The 14,792-nt window shown below is 66.2% G+C and carries 17 protein-coding genes; 8 read left to right on the top strand and 9 right to left on the bottom strand.

Going from position 1 to position 14,792, the window contains the following annotated elements; translation table 11 throughout:
- Positions 1–32: 32 nt before the first annotated feature.
- The gene (locus G6N28_RS03185) at positions 33–1,040 is read right to left on the bottom strand and encodes an NAD-dependent epimerase/dehydratase family protein (protein ID WP_163897007.1); all 1,008 of its coding nucleotides are present in this window, start codon (positions 1,038–1,040) and stop codon (positions 33–35) included.
- Between the two features lie 51 nt (positions 1,041–1,091).
- Positions 1,092–2,009 carry a LysR family transcriptional regulator gene (locus tag G6N28_RS03180; RefSeq protein WP_163897006.1) on the bottom strand — a complete coding sequence of 306 codons (918 nt, stop codon included), beginning with the start codon at positions 2,007–2,009 and terminating at the stop codon, positions 1,092–1,094.
- A 347-nt stretch (positions 2,010–2,356) separates the two neighbouring features.
- Between G6N28_RS03180 and G6N28_RS03175 the strand changes: the two genes are divergently transcribed.
- From G6N28_RS03175 to G6N28_RS03160, 4 genes are read left to right on the top strand one after another with little or no spacing between them, the layout of a single operon-like run.
- On the top strand, positions 2,357–3,643 hold the full coding sequence (locus G6N28_RS03175; RefSeq protein WP_163897005.1) for an aromatic ring-hydroxylating oxygenase subunit alpha: 1,287 nt from the start codon (positions 2,357–2,359) through the stop codon (positions 3,641–3,643).
- Positions 3,640–3,963: a hypothetical protein gene (locus G6N28_RS03170; protein ID WP_163897004.1), complete on the top strand. Its 324-nt coding sequence runs from the start codon at positions 3,640–3,642 to the stop codon at positions 3,961–3,963. The genes G6N28_RS03175 and G6N28_RS03170 overlap by 4 nt, the downstream gene beginning before the upstream one ends.
- Before the next feature lie 5 nt (positions 3,964–3,968).
- Positions 3,969–4,799 carry a TauD/TfdA dioxygenase family protein gene (locus G6N28_RS03165; RefSeq protein WP_163897003.1) on the top strand — a complete coding sequence of 277 codons (831 nt, stop codon included), beginning with the start codon at positions 3,969–3,971 and terminating at the stop codon, positions 4,797–4,799.
- Positions 4,796–5,407 (top strand): carboxymuconolactone decarboxylase family protein, encoded by a 612-nt coding sequence (locus G6N28_RS03160; RefSeq protein ID WP_235674446.1) that lies wholly within the window; start codon positions 4,796–4,798, stop codon positions 5,405–5,407. Before G6N28_RS03165 ends, G6N28_RS03160 begins: the two co-directional genes overlap by 4 nt.
- Here G6N28_RS03160 and G6N28_RS03155 read toward each other — a convergent pair.
- Genes G6N28_RS03155 through G6N28_RS03145 form a run of 3 tightly spaced genes read right to left on the bottom strand, consistent with a single transcriptional unit; the run spans position 5,404 to position 9,358 of the window.
- Positions 5,404–6,342, bottom strand: coding sequence for a R2-like ligand-binding oxidase (locus G6N28_RS03155; RefSeq protein ID WP_163897002.1), 939 nt, complete (start codon positions 6,340–6,342; stop codon positions 5,404–5,406). The genes G6N28_RS03160 and G6N28_RS03155 overlap by 4 nt on opposite strands.
- 46 nt (positions 6,343–6,388) lie before the next feature.
- Positions 6,389–7,099, bottom strand: coding sequence for a TVP38/TMEM64 family protein (locus G6N28_RS03150; RefSeq protein WP_163897001.1), 711 nt, complete (start codon positions 7,097–7,099; stop codon positions 6,389–6,391).
- A 45-nt stretch (positions 7,100–7,144) separates the two neighbouring features.
- Positions 7,145–9,358, bottom strand: a complete 2,214-nt coding sequence (locus tag G6N28_RS03145; protein ID WP_220097457.1) for a DUF1214 domain-containing protein — start codon at positions 9,356–9,358, stop codon at positions 7,145–7,147.
- A 143-nt stretch (positions 9,359–9,501) separates the two neighbouring features.
- Here G6N28_RS03145 and G6N28_RS03140 point away from each other — a divergent pair, with 143 nt between their 5' ends.
- Both G6N28_RS03140 and G6N28_RS03135 read left to right on the top strand, forming a co-directional pair.
- The gene (locus G6N28_RS03140; protein WP_163896999.1) at positions 9,502–9,948 is read left to right on the top strand and encodes an SRPBCC family protein; all 447 of its coding nucleotides are present in this window, start codon (positions 9,502–9,504) and stop codon (positions 9,946–9,948) included.
- On the top strand, positions 9,932–10,483 hold the full coding sequence (locus G6N28_RS03135) for a TetR family transcriptional regulator (RefSeq protein ID WP_163896998.1): 552 nt from the start codon (positions 9,932–9,934) through the stop codon (positions 10,481–10,483). Before G6N28_RS03140 ends, G6N28_RS03135 begins: the two co-directional genes overlap by 17 nt.
- Here the strand turns inward: G6N28_RS03135 and G6N28_RS03130 are convergent.
- Positions 10,473–10,679 carry a hypothetical protein gene (locus G6N28_RS03130; protein WP_163896997.1) on the bottom strand — a complete coding sequence of 69 codons (207 nt, stop codon included), beginning with the start codon at positions 10,677–10,679 and terminating at the stop codon, positions 10,473–10,475. The genes G6N28_RS03135 and G6N28_RS03130 overlap by 11 nt on opposite strands.
- An 18-nt stretch (positions 10,680–10,697) precedes the next feature.
- Between G6N28_RS03130 and G6N28_RS03125 the strand changes: the two genes are divergently transcribed.
- Positions 10,698–11,075, top strand: coding sequence for a DUF488 domain-containing protein (locus G6N28_RS03125; RefSeq protein WP_163896996.1), 378 nt, complete (start codon positions 10,698–10,700; stop codon positions 11,073–11,075).
- A gap of 40 nt (positions 11,076–11,115) precedes the next feature.
- Positions 11,116–11,745 (top strand): GNAT family N-acetyltransferase, encoded by a 630-nt coding sequence (locus tag G6N28_RS03120; protein ID WP_163896995.1) that lies wholly within the window; start codon positions 11,116–11,118, stop codon positions 11,743–11,745.
- On the opposite strand, the gene mbtN is transcribed toward G6N28_RS03120, so the two are convergent.
- Genes mbtN through G6N28_RS03105 form a run of 3 tightly spaced genes read right to left on the bottom strand, consistent with a single transcriptional unit; the run spans position 11,742 to position 14,748 of the window.
- Positions 11,742–12,905, bottom strand: coding sequence for a mycobactin biosynthesis acyl-ACP dehydrogenase MbtN (mbtN, locus tag G6N28_RS03115; protein WP_163896994.1), 1,164 nt, complete (start codon positions 12,903–12,905; stop codon positions 11,742–11,744). The genes G6N28_RS03120 and mbtN overlap by 4 nt on opposite strands.
- Entirely contained in the window at positions 12,902–14,482 is a 1,581-nt protein-coding gene (gene mbtM / locus G6N28_RS03110) for a long-chain-fatty acid--ACP ligase MbtM (RefSeq protein ID WP_163896993.1), read from the bottom strand. The genes mbtN and mbtM overlap by 4 nt, the downstream gene beginning before the upstream one ends.
- Positions 14,479–14,748 (bottom strand): mycobactin biosynthesis acyl carrier protein MbtL, encoded by a 270-nt coding sequence (locus tag G6N28_RS03105; protein ID WP_163896992.1) that lies wholly within the window; start codon positions 14,746–14,748, stop codon positions 14,479–14,481. The genes mbtM and G6N28_RS03105 overlap by 4 nt, the downstream gene beginning before the upstream one ends.
- Positions 14,749–14,792 lie beyond the last annotated feature (44 nt).

The following is a 14,792-nucleotide window of genomic DNA, read 5'->3' as shown; positions in this document are numbered from 1 at the left end:
ATTAGCGAATGTCGGGCCGCATGCGTCGCGAGTCAGGCCACCGTGTTTCCGGCATCCTCGCCGACCCGGTGTCGAGGAAACGACGCGACGATGGCCTCGACGGGCGACCGCCACGTCAGCCCGAAGTCACGGATGGTGGCCGAGTCGTCTGTCGGCGTCGCCGCGGTGAGGAGAAGGGCGGCCTCGTAGCTCAGCCCGTCACCCATCGGCACCATTGTCGACAGCGCCTCGGCGAACCTGCTTCCCGCCCGGAACATCGCGGGGCTCACCGGAATCCTGGTGAACCGCTTGCCGGAGCCCCGCTCGAGCGCGGAGATCATGTCGTTGAACGGCACGAGGACCCCGCCGCAGACATAGCGGTGAGGGCCGCGACCGGGCGCCATGATCGCTGCGTGCACGTCGGCAACGTCGCGGACGTCGATCATCTGCATGCCGCCGCGCAACCGGGGCGCGACACCGAACCGCGTGATCGGTGCCCAACCACGTTCGGTGACCCCGGGTGCGGTGTGAAACGCCGGGCCGACCACGCTCGAGGGATAGGTGACCACGACCGGAGCGCCCTGGTCCTGGAGCCGCCGCGCGACGCGGTCGGCGTAGCCCTTGGTCCGCGCGTAGTCGCTACGTCCCGTTGCCGTCGGGGTATCCGGCCCGATGACGCCGTCGGGCGGAGGAAACAGCGCGCTGTAGCTGCTGATCGACACCACCGGGTCCAGGCCGGCGTCGACCGCGCGGGTCAGCACCGCTTCGGTGGCGTAGGCGTTGACCTCCCACATCAAGGCACTGCGCCGGCTGTCGGTGCCGACCACGCCGGCCCCATGCAGCACCGCATCGCAGCCGTGCAGCAGGGCGTCGATCGTGCGCGGGTCCCGGACGTCGCCGGTCAGCATTTCGATGTCGCCGATCTCGGCGAAGCGCCGCAACACCGGCGCGGCTTCGTCGCTGGGGGCGACCAGCAGGCGGATCCGATGGCCTTCGGAGAGCAGCCTGCGCACACAGTGCGCGCCCACATATCCGGTTCCGCCGGTGACGCCGATAAGCACCGTGCAATATTACGGTGCTGTCGGTAGCGGAACTCCGCGGGCTGTTCGCGCTTATGCGCGCGCGGTGTTCTCGACGATGATCTCGCAGGCCGCGTCATAGAACGCGCTGATCAACGTGGAGAAGGAAAGTTCGAACGGGTAGATCATGTGCACGTCCAGCGGTTGCGGTGTCCACTGCGGCAGGACGGGCACCATGGTGCCGTTGCGCAGTTCGGCGGTACAGATGATCTGTGTCGGCATGGCGCCGATGCCCAGCCCTTCGAGAATGTACTGCTTGCACACCTGAAAGTTGTTGGCGCGCGCCCGCACCGGCGGTGTGAGCTCATGTCGGCGCTTGCCTTTGGCCACGGTCAGCTTGCGCTGGGCGCCGAAGCTGAAGTCGATGAACGGCAGGTCGTTGAGCTGGGTCGGCTGGCTGATCGGGTCGGCGAGTTGGCCTAGGAACTCCGGTGAGGCACAGAGAAACAGCTTGAGGCTGAACACCTTTCGCGCGATCAGCGTCGAATCCTGTAGTGGCGCAGTGCCGAACACCACGTCGAAGCCGTCGCTCACCGGATCGACCATGTCGTCGACCAGCCGGATGTCCAGCCGTGAGTGGGGATGGCGCCGCAGGAACGTGGCGCCAACCCGCGAGGCGTAGTCGACGCCGACGAAGATGGGTATCGCGACCTTCAGCTCGCCCTGCGGCTCGAGCTTGCTGCCCTCCACCAGGGCGCGCACGTCGTTGGCCTCGCCGAGGATGTTCACCGCGTGCGCGTAGACCTGTTCCCCGAGATCGGTGACGGTGAGTTGGTGGGTGTTCTTGCGCAGCAGCTTGACGCCGAGATCGGACTCGAGCTTGCTGAGCTTGCGGCTGACCGTGGACTTTGGCATGCCCAGCAGCGCGGCCGCCTTCGAGAGGCTGCGGTGCTCGACCACCTTGCCGAACACCAGAAGGGCGTCGAGCTCGAACGGCGGGTTGTGTTCCATGGCGTTCCAAATATGCAACGAAGTGTTGCGTCTGTGGGCCGTTTTACGGCGTTCTTCTGCGGCGAAGGCCAACCGCATTCACAAGTGATTCGTTTAGCTGAGTACAAGCGCGTTTCGGAATCGCCGAGACCGCGTGCGGCGTCGCTCCCTTCTCTGCGCCGACCGGGGGCCATCACGTTGGTCGACCAATTGGCCGGCGCAGAGCCGCCGGGCCCACCAACGCCTCGAACGATGCTCAGAGGCAACGTGTTTCACGAGCCATGCAGTGCCGCGTGTTCCAAAAATGCAACAGGGTGTTGCGTTTCTATACCTATTTCGGTGGACCGCGGACTGTTAGCGTCGCCGGCATGAGTCACGACAGCCTGGTGACCAAGCCCGCCACTGGACATTGGACGGACGCGTATCCCGAACTCGGCCGGGGACCGGTGTCGCTCGAGGACTGTGTCTCCGAGGAGTTCTATGACAAGGAACGCGAGCACATCTTCCGGAAGACCTGGCTCTACGTCGGACGGGTCGAACGAGTGCCGAAGCCGGGCAGCTACTTCACCCGCGAACTGAGATTCCTCAACACCTCGATCATCGTGGTGCGGGGCAAGGACGGGGTGATCCGCGCTTTCCACAACATCTGCCCGCACCGGGGCAACAAGATGCTCTGGGAGGACGACCCGTTTCAGGAGGTTGAAGGCCGAGCGCCGTTGCTGTACTGCCGATTTCACGGCTGGCGTTACAACCTCGACGGGTCACTGCACTCGACGACGCGCAAAGACCTGCTCCTGGACTTCGACGCGGACAGCTGCCGGGTCCCCGCGGTGCAGTGCGAAGTGTGGGAAGGCTTCATCTTCATCAACCTCAATCCGCACAACACCGAGCCGCTGCGCGACTTCCTCGGCGAGTTGGCGCACGGCATCGAGGGCTATCCGTTCGACGGCCCGCATCAGGTCTACAAGTTCACGGCCGAGCTGCAGTGCAACTGGAAGATCTTCCTCGACGGGTTTGCGGAGAGTTATCACGGGCCGTATCTGCACGCGTCCTCGTTCGGCACCTTGACCGCCGAGGCCAAGGAGGCACTGGACAAGCCGAACCCGTTCACCGACGCGTTGGCCTATCAGCTCAAGGGCCCGCACCGCATGTTCTCGTTCTCCGGGGAGCCCTCCCAAAAAACGCCGTATTCCAAGCCCATTGAATGCGTCTTCGAAGCCAGCGCGGCCGGACCGTGGAACAAGCGCACCGACCGTGGTCCGATGCCGCCGGGGCTGAACCCCACCCGGTCGGAGAAGTACGGCTTCGACTCGTTTCAGTTCTTCCCCAACTTCGTGCTGATCTTCGGTGCGTCCGGTTTCACGGTGCACACCCACTGGCCGACCGGCCCGCACTCGCACATCTTCGAAACCGAGATGTATTACCAACCACCGAAGACACACAAGGAGCGGCTCGGCCAGGAGCTGACCGTGACGTTCCTCAACGACATCATCCTGGAAGACGCCAGCCCGTCGGAGGGGCTGCAGGCGATGCTGAACAGCGGTGTGCTGACGCACTTCACGATGAACGACGAAGAGATCCTGCTGCGGCACTTTCACAAAGTGGTCGCGGATTACGTGAAGACGGGCGAAGAGCAGAAGGCAGGTAGCCGATGAACACGTCTCTGCCACCTGAGTTTTCGCATCTGGAGCACCTGGTGCCCGACTGGGCGATCGAGGACGGGCACGAACGCTACGTGAAGCGCGTGAACAGTTCCATGGAGGAGATCCAGGCCTTCTATGACCAGGTGTTCCCCTGCGCCGAGGAAGCCGTGGCCTACGTCGACAAATTCGACTACGCCGAACCGCTGCCCGAGGATGTCGCCAACCTGCGCAACCTGCTCTACTCGCTGATCACGGTGTCCTTGGCGGTGGAACTGTGGAAGCAGCCACGTGTGAAACATTCGGCCGACACGATTCTCACGAGGGTGAGCTGATCAGCATGGGAGTGACCTCTACCCAACTCGACGTCGTCGACCTCACCCCGAAGATCGGCAGCGCGATCAGGACCGATCTCGACACCTTGCTCAGCGGCCGCGAAGCCGCCAATATCCGAGCGATCCTCGAGCAGCGGGGTGTGGTGTTCTTCCGCGGCCTCGACATCACCGACCAGCAGCAGGTGGACATCGCCAAGACTCTCGGCGACATCGTCGCCAACGAGGGGGAGGACGGCATCTACAAGATCTCGCTGGACAAGAACGTCAACCAACGCGCCCAGTATCTGAAGGGCTCGATGTTCTGGCACTTCGACGGTTCGTTGCAGCCCTATCCCAATCTGGCGACGCTGCTTCGGGCGGTGAAGCTTTCGGAAACCGGCGGCGACACCGAATTCTGCAACACCTATGCGGCATACGACGATCTGCCGCAGTCCGAGAAGGACGCCATCGCCGATGTCCGGGTGGTGCACAGCGCGGAGCGTTCGCAGTATTACGTGACGCCGGAAATGAGCTATGAGGAGGTCGCCTTCTGGCAGAAGTCGCCGACGAAGGTGTGCCCGTTGGTGTGGACGCACCGTTCCGGCCGCAAATCGCTGCTGCTCGGCGCGACAGCCGACTACGTGGTGGGCATGTCGATCGAGGAGAGCCGCGCACTGCTTGCCCGCCTTCGTGATTGGGCGACCCAGCCGAAGTATGTCTACCGCCACCGCTGGCAACTTGGTGATCTGCTCGTCTGGGACAACACCGGCACCATGCACCGGGCGCTGCCGTACGCCGAGGACAGTGGGCGGTTGATGCATCGCACCATCCTGGCCGGTGAGGAGCCCCTGCTTTGACGCGTCGCAACGGGACGGACGACACCGACCGGCCCCTGCTGACACCGCTGACGGCCGACGAGTGGGGTGACGACGAGTACGAGGCGCTCGGCGCGCTGATGGGCATACCCGGCGACCAGGTGCCGCGGGCGGGTTCGGGGCACCCGAGGGACCCGCTGAACTTCGACATCATCGGGGTGCTGGTCCGCCACCCCAAAATGGCACGGGTGTTCTTGAGCTACAACGCCTTTCTGTTGCAGCAGGGCGAGCTTCCGCTGCGCCTGCGCGAACTTGCCGTGCTCAGGCTGGCGCATGTTCGGCGGTCCGCTTTCTTCTGGGGCGAGCACTACCGGGTCGCCACCGCAGGTGGTCTACCGGAGACCGACATCGCCCGCGTGGCCCGCGGTAACGACGAGTTCGACGGCGTGGACCGGCTGGTGCTCGAGGCGACCGACAAGATGCTCGCCGACGGACGCGCCGACGCGTCGACGTGGCAGCGCCTGGTCGACGAGCTCGGCACCCATCAGGCGATGGAGCTCATCTTCGTCGTCGGCACATACGCGATGTTGGCGACGGCATGTGACACCTGGCGGCTCGCGCCGCCGCCGGGTAGCCCCGAACTGCCCTAGACCGACGACGCCAACGACGCCCGATCTTCTTCTGCGAACGCGTCTTCCAGCTGAACCGGTGAGTAGTCGACGTCGATCTCAGCCAGCGGCCGTCCGCGTGCACTGCCGATCGTTCCGAGCCGGCGCATGCCCTTGTCGGCGGCGTAGGTCTGGAACTCGTCCATCGTCAGGCCGAAGGGGATCTCGTCGTAGAGGGCGAACGCGTCTTCGGTGTTGCTGAGCGCCAACGGAATCAGTTCGTTCATCCGCGTCTCGAACACCGACCAGTTGGCCTCGTCGGCAGCGACGTGGCGCCGACAGGTGAACGTTCCCCAGGCCATGTGGCGGCGTTCGTCGTCGCCGATGCGCCGTACCAGCTCCTGCATGCCGGGCAGGATGCCGCGGTCCACGCAAATCCGATGCCACGCATAATATCCCGTCAACGCCATCATGCCCTCGATGACGTGGTTGTAGGTCGCCGAAGCCCGCACCTGGGCCGCCGGCGAGGGATCGGTGGCCAGGGCGTCCAACGACTCCGGGAGCTCCTCGTAGAACATCTTGCGGTACGACGGAAGGTCATCGAGATAGTGCTGGAGGTCGCCGGTCATCCCGACGGCGTCCAGCCACAACCGGAACACCTGCGTGTGTTTGGCCTCTTCGAACGCGAACTGCGTCAGGTACATCTCGTCACCGAGTCGGCCTTCGGCCCGCATGGCCGCCATGAACGGCTGGATATCCTGGGTGACCGCTTCCTCACCGGCGATGAACTGGGCGCACAGCCGGGTGGCCCAGTCTCGTTCCAGCTCCGACAGCGCTTCCCAATCCTCGCGATCGCGCGAGAAGTCGATATCGGCGGGATCCCAGAACTTGGCGTTGCCTCCCGCGAACAGTTTCAGAGGCAGGCTGTCCCAGTTGAGCCCGCCTGCGGTGAGTGAGTGTGAGAACTTTCGTGTCATGGGCGTTGACCTCCCGCGGCCCATCCTAATGTGAGTCAGCTCACAATCAAGCGGCGGTTCCATCCGCCGGGCCGGCGTTGCGCGCACGCCAGGTCCGATAGCCCCGGTGGGTGGCGAAGGCGCCGACGATGGCGGTGACGCACCAGACCGCGACGGCCGCGTACACCAGTGGCGACGAGAGGTCCGAGAGCGAGGCCCCGAGCGCGGTGTAGACGAAGGCCCGGGGCGCCGACCCGATGAACGCGCCGACGGCCATCTGCCACAACGGAACTCCGAACGCGCCGAATGCGTAGGACGCCAACGCATCGGAGACGCCGGGGATGAACCGTTGGCCGACGACCGCCCAGAGCCCGCCGCGTTCGATCAGGCGATCCAGGGTGTCGGCCCGCGGGGGGCCGAGCAGGGCCCGGGCGCTGTCCCTGCCGGCCCGGCGTCCGATCAGGCTGGCGATGGTCGCCGTCCCGACCGTCGCCCCGAGCGTCACGAACACCCCGAGCACCGGCCCGAACAGCAACCCGCTGCCGGCGGCGAGGATCGGCCCGGGCACGAACAGCGCACCGAGCACCGCGGAAACCACCACATACGCCACGGGAGCGGCGGGGCCGGTGGCGGCGACCGCGTCGCGCACCGCCTCGACGTCGATGACTCGGGCGACCGCGACCAGATAGAACAGCCCCAAGAGGAACGCAACGACCGCGGCCAGGCGCAGTGCGTGACTGCGCCGGGACGGGGGCGCCGGGTAGTCGATGTCGGTCATGTCGGATGCGATTGTTCCGCACCCTGCGAGCGGCCGTCGCCGCGGTCAGGGCTGCGGGTAGGGCGCCCAGCGGCGGTCGTAGCCGGCCTTGCGCGTTGCGAGTTGCTCGGCGCGCTCGGCTTCGGTGATGAAGTCCTCCGGCGGCAGGAAGATCCGCAGCTCCTCGTGCGTCATGACCTGCTGGTCGACGATGCGCGGGGGATTCTCGTTGCCGGGATCGGGGCCGAGATCCTGGAACCGGATCGAGATCGCGCCCTGGTTCAGGCCCCCCGTCGAAACCCAGTTCGCCGCACCGGGATCGGTCGGGGAGATGACGAACGTGTACGTCCCGTCCGCGTTGGCGATGGCCTGCTCGTTGTTCAGGCTGGTTTGTTGACTCCAGTAGTCGTCGGTGATGGTCCAGATGTTGTACGTCGGGACGATGAAGTAATTGGCGGTGCCGGGGTCGATGGTGAGCACCAGCACTTCGTCGTCGGCGAGTTGGTAGTGGCCCGTGCTCTGCAACTGGTTGGCGAGAAACTCGGCGTTGCTGGACGGCTGGGCCAGCACGTTGGCCTCGCGGGGCTGCCCGGTCTGCGGGTCGGTGCTCGCCAGCGCCATGTACTTGGCCTGCTCGTTGACGCCGCGAACGATGAGGATCGCCGCGGTGAACACCCCGCGCAGTATCGGCGGCATGTAGGGCAACGGCGGGATCAACGACACCAAAGACGTCAAGAAGGGGTTGGTGCTGACCTGCTGGCCGAGGAAGACGAAGCCGCCGATCTGGGCGAACAAGCTGTTGCGCGGGCCGGCAACACGCTCGATCGACAGGCTCATCGGCGTCTCTTCGTTCCAGTCGCCCAGGGTGTCTCGCGCCGCGATGAGCGTGGAACCCGGCGTGAGCTGCAGATGGTTCTTGCGCCCGTTGGCCGGCTCGGTGCTCGCCGTGATGACGAACGTGCCGTCGTCGTTGATCTCGAGATCGTCGATGGTCATGATCGTCGACGTGGTGCCCGCCAGGCCTTCCAGCACGCTGAACGTGACGTCGGCCGGCATCCCGTCCGCGGAGAGATCGTGGAAGCGGCCGGTGATCACGTACTGCGACGATGCGCTGACCGGCATGAACCGGTAGATCGTGTCGGGGTTGTCGTAGAGAATGCGCGACCCGGCCACGCTTTGCCCGTACCAGATGTGGGGCGGGGCGACCTGGGTGACCACCGTCGGGGTCAACGGGTTGAGCAGTTGCTGCTGGAACGCCGCGGCCATGGCGTATTCGTCGACGGCACGGTTCAGCGCGGCGAGGCTGCCCTGGTCCAGGCCGCCAGGGTATTGATTTCGCGCAGCCATCCAAAAGCCGAGCCGCAAAAAGCCTTTCATGATCGCCACGGGCAGCGAGCGCGCGGTTTGTGCGGCAATTCGTTCGGCCGCCAACTGCTGCGGGGTGCCCAGCGGGCTGACGGTGCTGTTCAGGACGGGCTGCGACGACGTCACGGTTTGGGCCGCGGGGTTGGTGGACGGGGCGCTCGTGACGCCGATCTCTCGTCGCGCCCATGCCAGCATCGCCCACAGCGCGCCCGGCGGCTGCGGCGCCGTCGCACCTCCGGCGGCCTGCGCGTCAAAACCCAACGCGGACAGGACTGAAGAGAGCACTGCGGCCACGCTCGTGGCGACGGTTTCACTGACGGCGGTCGGTTCGGATGCGTCGGTGATCACGGCCGCGACGGTGGCTGTCGGCTCGCGATCCGGTTCGACGACGGCGCTGGCCACCGTCGTCGCCGACGGCTGTTGGTCCTCGGTTGGCTCGGCGGCGCGCGAAAAGACGTTCACGACGGGCGATGTCGCCATCGGGCGGTCGAGGTCGACTTGATCGTCGGTCTCGCGGTCGTTGTCGGGATCCAGAATCTTGTCGGCGTCGTCCGCGTCCTCGACATCGTCGTCGGAGTCGACGACCGGCGGCTCGTCCGATGGCGATGTCGCTGGGGTCTCGTCGTCCTCGACGAGATCTTCGCCGTCGTCGCCAGGCTCGTCGTCGTCTTGGGTGGCATCGCCGGCGGCATCGGTGTCATCGCCGGCGCCGCTGTCATCGTCGGACGGAGTCGCGTCGGACCCGGCCGTCGACTCCGACACCGACGCGCTGGCGGTGTCGGAGCCAGCGGATGCGCCCTCTTCGGCGAGGGCGAGGCCGGGGCTGTTGGCGATGGCGACGCCGATTCCCAGCGCGACGGCCAATCCACCGACTCTGCCGATGAAACGTCCATGGGTGTTCGCGGTCGTCGTCAACGCGGGCCCCTTTCCGTCAATCCTCGAACGAGGCAGCCATGGTCTGACCGTATGGGCGTCCTTCGGCTTCCGCATGCACTTTCGACGGTTCCGTTTGCTGCAGGGGCTTCCGCCGCTCGGGCTATTAATGTACCGTTTGGTACATGATTACGGATTGCGCGATCGAGATCGATGCGCCGGCCCATGTGGTCTGGGAGGTGTACAGCGACGTCGCACGCTGGCCGGAGTGGACCGCCTCCGTCACCCGGCTCGTCGCCCTGGACGACGCGGAGCTGGCGGTTGGCGGGCGGTTCGAGATCAAGCAACCCCGCATGCCCAAGCTGGTTTGGGTGGTGACCGAGGTACGTCCCGGCAGCGGGTGGAGCTGGGAGCAGCGGTCGCCGGGAGGGCTGACCGTGGCGCGCCACGACGTCGTCCCCCTGCCCGACGGCCGCACCCAGGTGCGGCAGCGGATCGATCAACGCGGTCCCGTCGGTGTCGCGGTCGGCGTGCTCATGCACCGGATGACCAAGCGCTACTTGGACTTGGAGGCCGCTGGGTTGAAGGCCCGCAGCGAGCAGTTCTACCGCCTCGATGGCCCGGTCTCCTGACCTCGAGCGTCGCCAGGAGCTCATCGACGCGCTGGTGGCGGATTTTGCGCGGGCGGGCATCGGCGATCGTTCGTTGCGGGAGGTCGCCGCTGCCATCGGCACGAGTCACCGTATGCTGCTGCATCACTTCGGATCTCGCGACGAACTGCTGCTGACGGTCGTCGAGGAGGTCGAACGGCGACAGATGACGCTGCTGAGCGAGCTACCGGCGGAGCCGGATCAAGCGATCATCGCGATGTGGACGAGCCTGCGCAGACCGGAACTGCGTCCCTTCGAGCGGCTCTTCTTCGAGTGTTATGCCCGCGGCGTGCAGGGTGAGCAGCCGTTCGCCAGGATGCTGCCCGATGCCGTCGATGCCTGGCTGACCAGCGCTGCGCGTAGCGGGACGGCATTCGATCCCGCGCTGACGCGCCTCGGGCTGGCCGTCGCCCGAGGGCTGCTGCTGGACCTGGTGGCCACCGATGACGTCGATGGTGTCGATGCTGCCGCGAACGCATTCGCCGACTTGGTTCGGCTGCGGTCGACTACTGCGTGATGCTGTCCTCGCTGCTGCGGCGATTGCCGAGGAAATCCAGCAGGCGCGGATCGTCGGACGTGAACCGGTCGGCCTCCTCGCCACCGTCGCAGCGCATCAACGCGACGGTGACCGCCCCGCCGCGCCTCGACACCACCTCCCACACCGCGCCCGAATCTTCCCAGCGCTGAAGTTCTGCGACCCGATCGATGTCCATCGTCCTACCATCCCACGCATGGGTGGTCGTCCGAACGTCGCGCTCGCACGGGTCTATGACGAGCCCGCGCCCGACGAGGGTGAGCGGGTGCTCGTCGACCGGCTGTGGCCGCGCGGCATGCGCAAGGACGACCCGAGGGTCGGCCGATGGTTACCGGCGGTGGCTCCGTCCACGGAGTTGCGACGCTGGTACTCGCATAAGAGCGAACGCTTCGACGAGTTCGCCGCCCGCTACGCGAAGGAGCTCGAATCCGGCGACGGTGCTGAGGCGTTGGCCGAGCTGCGCGCGCTGACGGGCAAGGGAGCAGTCGTGCTGGTGACCGCGTCCCGGGATCTGGAGATCAGCCAGGCGGCGGTGCTATGTCAGCTGCTGTCCCGAAAAGGGCGACAGACGTAGGTAAACCTAGCCTTACTTGTTGCGGTAGGGTGGCGGTTCGATGACCGACATGAAAGAGGTGCCGAGCCCCCTTCTGCCGCGCGAGTTGAAGGATGTCCAGGATGAGGTGCGCGTGGTGGCGGCGCCGCCTGTTCCGGTCGTGGCGGAGCCCTACGCCGCCCGGCTCGTCGATCCCGACACCGATGCGGAGATGATCTCGGAGTGGATGAACCGCCCGCATCTGATCGAGGCATGGGAATACGACTGGCCGCCCGTGCGCTGGCATCGCTACTTGACCGCGCAATTGAACGGTGAATACTCACGTCCGTTGCTCGGCTACTTCCGCGGTAAGCCGTTCGGCTACATCGAGCTCTACAGGGCGGCAAAGGATTCCATCGCCACCCGGTACGCCGCCGATCCGCACGACATCGGTCTGCACGCCGCCATCGCCGACCTGCGGTTCGTCAACCGGGGGATCGCGCCGATCGTGCTGCCGCGCATCGTCGCCAGCATCTTCGCGATCGAACCCCAGTGCCGGCGCATCATGTTCGATCCGGACCACCGAAACACCGGTGCGCGACGCCTGTGCGAGTACGCCGGATGCGAGTTCCTCGGTGAGCACGATATGCCCAACCGCCGCATGGCCCTTTATGCGTTGTCGCGCGATCCGGCTGCCGGCCAGCGGTTCTAGGGCAGCTGGCCGAACTCGGCGTAGCCGTCGTGGTCGGGCTTCATCGCGGCGGCAACCAACTCCCACAACACCTCGTCGGTGCCGCCACCGACGCGCGCCAGTTTCATGTCGCGCCACCACTTTCCGAGCGGTGTCTCATCGACGAGATAGCCCGAGCCGCCGAAGATGTGCATGCACTCCGACAGCACCTCCTCACCGAGGCGCGCGGCGTTGACCTTGATGGCGGCCGCTGCGCGCAGGTCAAGCTTTCCGGTGGCTGCGATCCCGTCGAGGGCGTAACGCAGCATGTCCACCCGCGCCTGCAGATCGGCCATCCGCATGCGCAGCGCTTGATGCTCATAGAGGGTGTGTCCGAACTGCCGCCGATTCATCATGCGCGCCAAGGTGATTCCCAGCACCCGCTGACACGATGACGACACCTGTCCGGCGATGGACAGACGCTCGTGCGCCAACCCCCACGAGATGGCCGCCAGCCCGGTGCCTGCGCGAGCGACCAGCGCATCGGCGGGCACCCAGGTGTCGATGTGCACGGCCGCGGTGTCCAGCGGCCCGGCACCGACCTTGCGGTAGGACGTCTGCACTTCGCACTGCGCGAGCGGCACGGCGATGACGATGACGTTGCCGTGCCTGCTGGTCGGGTCGTGGTCGACGCTGCGCGCAACCACCATCACATGGTCCGCGATCGGCGACAGCGAGACGAACTTCTTGATGCCCTTCACCGCGAAACCGTCGCGCACCGAACGCGCTTCGGTCCCGACAATCTGCAGGTCCGAGCCGCCCGACTGCTCGGAGGCACCGATGCACAGCACCGCTTCGCCGCGGATGGCCCGCTCGGCGATGTCGCGCAGGTAGTCCGACTTGCCGAAGCGGCGCAGGATCGCGATCGCGGAGTCGTGCAGGCTGACACCGACGGCGATGCCGGCCGAGCCCAGCCGGCCCAGCGCCTGCGCCAGCGCGATGATCTTGGCGACGTCGGGCTGTGGACCGTTGGCCCATTTGTGTGCGAATACGCCTGACTCGCCGAGGTATTCGATGATCTTGCGGGGAAAGCGCTCGGTGGCCTCGGCCTCGGCGGTCCAGGCGACGACCCGATCGTCGAACACCCGCTCGAGCAGCTCGGAGTAATCTTGCGTCGCAGGCGCGTCCGCGGTTGTGGTCATCGGGTGGCTCCTTCCAATGTTCGTTTGACTTCCAAACGGCGCAACTTGCCTGACGAGGTGCGGGGCAGTGCACCGGGTTTCAGCAACACCACATCCGTGGGCACCACGCCGCACTGTGCCGCGACACGCGCCACCACGGCGCTACGCGCGGCCGGTTCGTCGTCGCCTTTGAACTCCGCGGCGATGACCAGGCCCGGCCGCGCCGAAGCCTCACCCGTGCCGATGGCCACGACGCAGCCGTCGCGGACACCGTCGATCTGACCTGCGATGCGCTCGATCTCGGTGGGGAAGAGGTTGCGGCCCGCCACCGTGATGAGCTCTTTGGCGCGGCCGCAGACCACCAGGCCGTCGTCGGTGAAGTAGCCGAGATCTCCGGTGGGCAACCATTCCTGCGGAGCCAGCGCAGCGTGGCCGGCATAGCCCGTCATGAGCGAGCTACCGCGCACCTCGACCTCGCCGACCGCACGCCCGGTGACGTCGGTGACATGCGGGTGGTCGGTGTTGCAGCGGACTTCCATGCCGGCGATGGGATGGCCAAGCACCGCGTAGCGGCGAGTGGACGCACCAGCGCCGCCCGTGATGGTCACCTCGTCGACCCGGAGACCGGTGAGTGGTTCGGGAATGGTTACCGCACAAGTTGATTCGGCCAGACCGTACGAGGGTGCGAGGGAGGCCGGGTCGAAGCCGAAGCGCGCCATCTCGGTGGCGAAGCGTTGGTAGCCCTCGCAGTCGACGGGTTCACCGCCGTTGAGGGTGAAACGGAGGTTGCTGAGGTCGAAGCCGGACAGGCTGCCCGCATACCTGCCGATCAGGTTGTATGCCATATTCGGCGCCGCCGTGACATCGGCCTGGCTGTCGGTGAGCCACTTGAGCCAACTGAACGGCGAACCGGCGAAGGCCTTGGTCGGCGCTTGCCACAGGCCGGAACGCCCCAACATGGCGACCAGGACGAAGGTGAGGCCCATGTCGTGGTAGATCGGTAGCCAGCTGTGGAGCCGAGAGCCGTTGTCGACATCGACCCTGTCGACGAGGCCACGCAGGTTGGCCAGCGACGCCGCAGGCGAAATCTGTGCTGTGCGAGGCGTTCCCGTCGATCCGGCGGTGCCCTGCAGGATCGCGACGTCGGCGCGGTCGGGTCCGTGATAGGTGGTCGAGCGACGGGGATGGGCGACCTCCCCGAGATCGTGCACGACCGTCGCGTCGGCGTGCCTGCGCAACAACGCCAGCTCGGCACCGTGACTGAACACGGTGGTGACGCCGATGGTCCGAAACCGGTCCAGGGTGGTCAACGCCCACTGGTCGGGATCGGCACGTTGGATCGGCCCCGGCAGGACCGACACGGCCGCACCCGCAAGGAAGACCCCCGGGATCGCCGCGATGAACTCCACCGTCGGATCACCGACGAGGCCGACCACCGCGGCGTGGTCGTCGGAGATGCGCTCGGCGACGTTCTCGGCGCGCGCGTGCACCTCCGGCCAGGGATGGCGGGCCCAGTCACCGCTGTCGGTGTCCAGTACCGAGAGGCCGCTCGAGGTGCCCGTCATGGCCGCCGACAGTGCTGCGGCTAGCGCAGTCACGAATTCGACTGCGCAGCAGGTACCTTCGCGAGGATCGCCGCTTCGAGATCACCGACGGTGTCGCAGCTGAGCAGGTCTTCCTCTTCAAGCGCCACGCCGAGGCGGTCTTCGATCGCCACCATTCCGACGGCGAATGCGACCGAGTCGAGGCCGACGTCGTCGATCAGGCGGGACTCGCGGGTGACCCTGCTGATGTCGACGTTCATGTCGTCACGCAGGATCTCGGTCAGTGCGGCGCTTACGGCTTCTCGAGTAGAGGGCTTCACGGCGAGCGACGGTACACCTTGAAAGTAGGTTAGGCTAGGCTTAC

The sequence above is a fragment of the Mycolicibacterium pulveris genome, from assembly GCF_010725725.1.
GTDB classification, from domain to species: Bacteria; Actinomycetota; Actinomycetes; order Mycobacteriales; family Mycobacteriaceae; genus Mycobacterium; species Mycobacterium pulveris.
This window is presented reverse-complemented; position numbering and strand designations above follow the sequence as displayed.

What these genes read in the sequence shown, in the direction of transcription:
- G6N28_RS03180 (WP_163897006.1), bottom strand. Translation starts at nt 2,009, where the DNA reads ATGGAACACAACCCGCCGTTCGAGCTCGACGCCCTTCTGGTGTTCGGC.
- G6N28_RS03175 (WP_163897005.1), top strand. Translation starts at nt 2,357, where the DNA reads ATGAGTCACGACAGCCTGGTGACCAAGCCCGCCACTGGACATTGGACG.
- G6N28_RS03170 (WP_163897004.1), top strand. Translation starts at nt 3,640, where the DNA reads ATGAACACGTCTCTGCCACCTGAGTTTTCGCATCTGGAGCACCTGGTG.
- G6N28_RS03165 (WP_163897003.1), top strand. Translation starts at nt 3,969, where the DNA reads ATGGGAGTGACCTCTACCCAACTCGACGTCGTCGACCTCACCCCGAAG.
- G6N28_RS03155 (WP_163897002.1), bottom strand. Translation starts at nt 6,342, where the DNA reads ATGACACGAAAGTTCTCACACTCACTCACCGCAGGCGGGCTCAACTGG.
- G6N28_RS03150 (WP_163897001.1), bottom strand. Translation starts at nt 7,099, where the DNA reads ATGACCGACATCGACTACCCGGCGCCCCCGTCCCGGCGCAGTCACGCA.
- G6N28_RS03140 (WP_163896999.1), top strand. Translation starts at nt 9,502, where the DNA reads ATGATTACGGATTGCGCGATCGAGATCGATGCGCCGGCCCATGTGGTC.
- G6N28_RS03135 (WP_163896998.1), top strand. Translation starts at nt 9,932, where the DNA reads ATGGCCCGGTCTCCTGACCTCGAGCGTCGCCAGGAGCTCATCGACGCG.
- G6N28_RS03130 (WP_163896997.1), bottom strand. Translation starts at nt 10,679, where the DNA reads ATGGACATCGATCGGGTCGCAGAACTTCAGCGCTGGGAAGATTCGGGC.
- G6N28_RS03125 (WP_163896996.1), top strand. Translation starts at nt 10,698, where the DNA reads ATGGGTGGTCGTCCGAACGTCGCGCTCGCACGGGTCTATGACGAGCCC.
- G6N28_RS03120 (WP_163896995.1), top strand. Translation starts at nt 11,116, where the DNA reads ATGACCGACATGAAAGAGGTGCCGAGCCCCCTTCTGCCGCGCGAGTTG.
- mbtN (WP_163896994.1), bottom strand. Translation starts at nt 12,905, where the DNA reads ATGACCACAACCGCGGACGCGCCTGCGACGCAAGATTACTCCGAGCTG.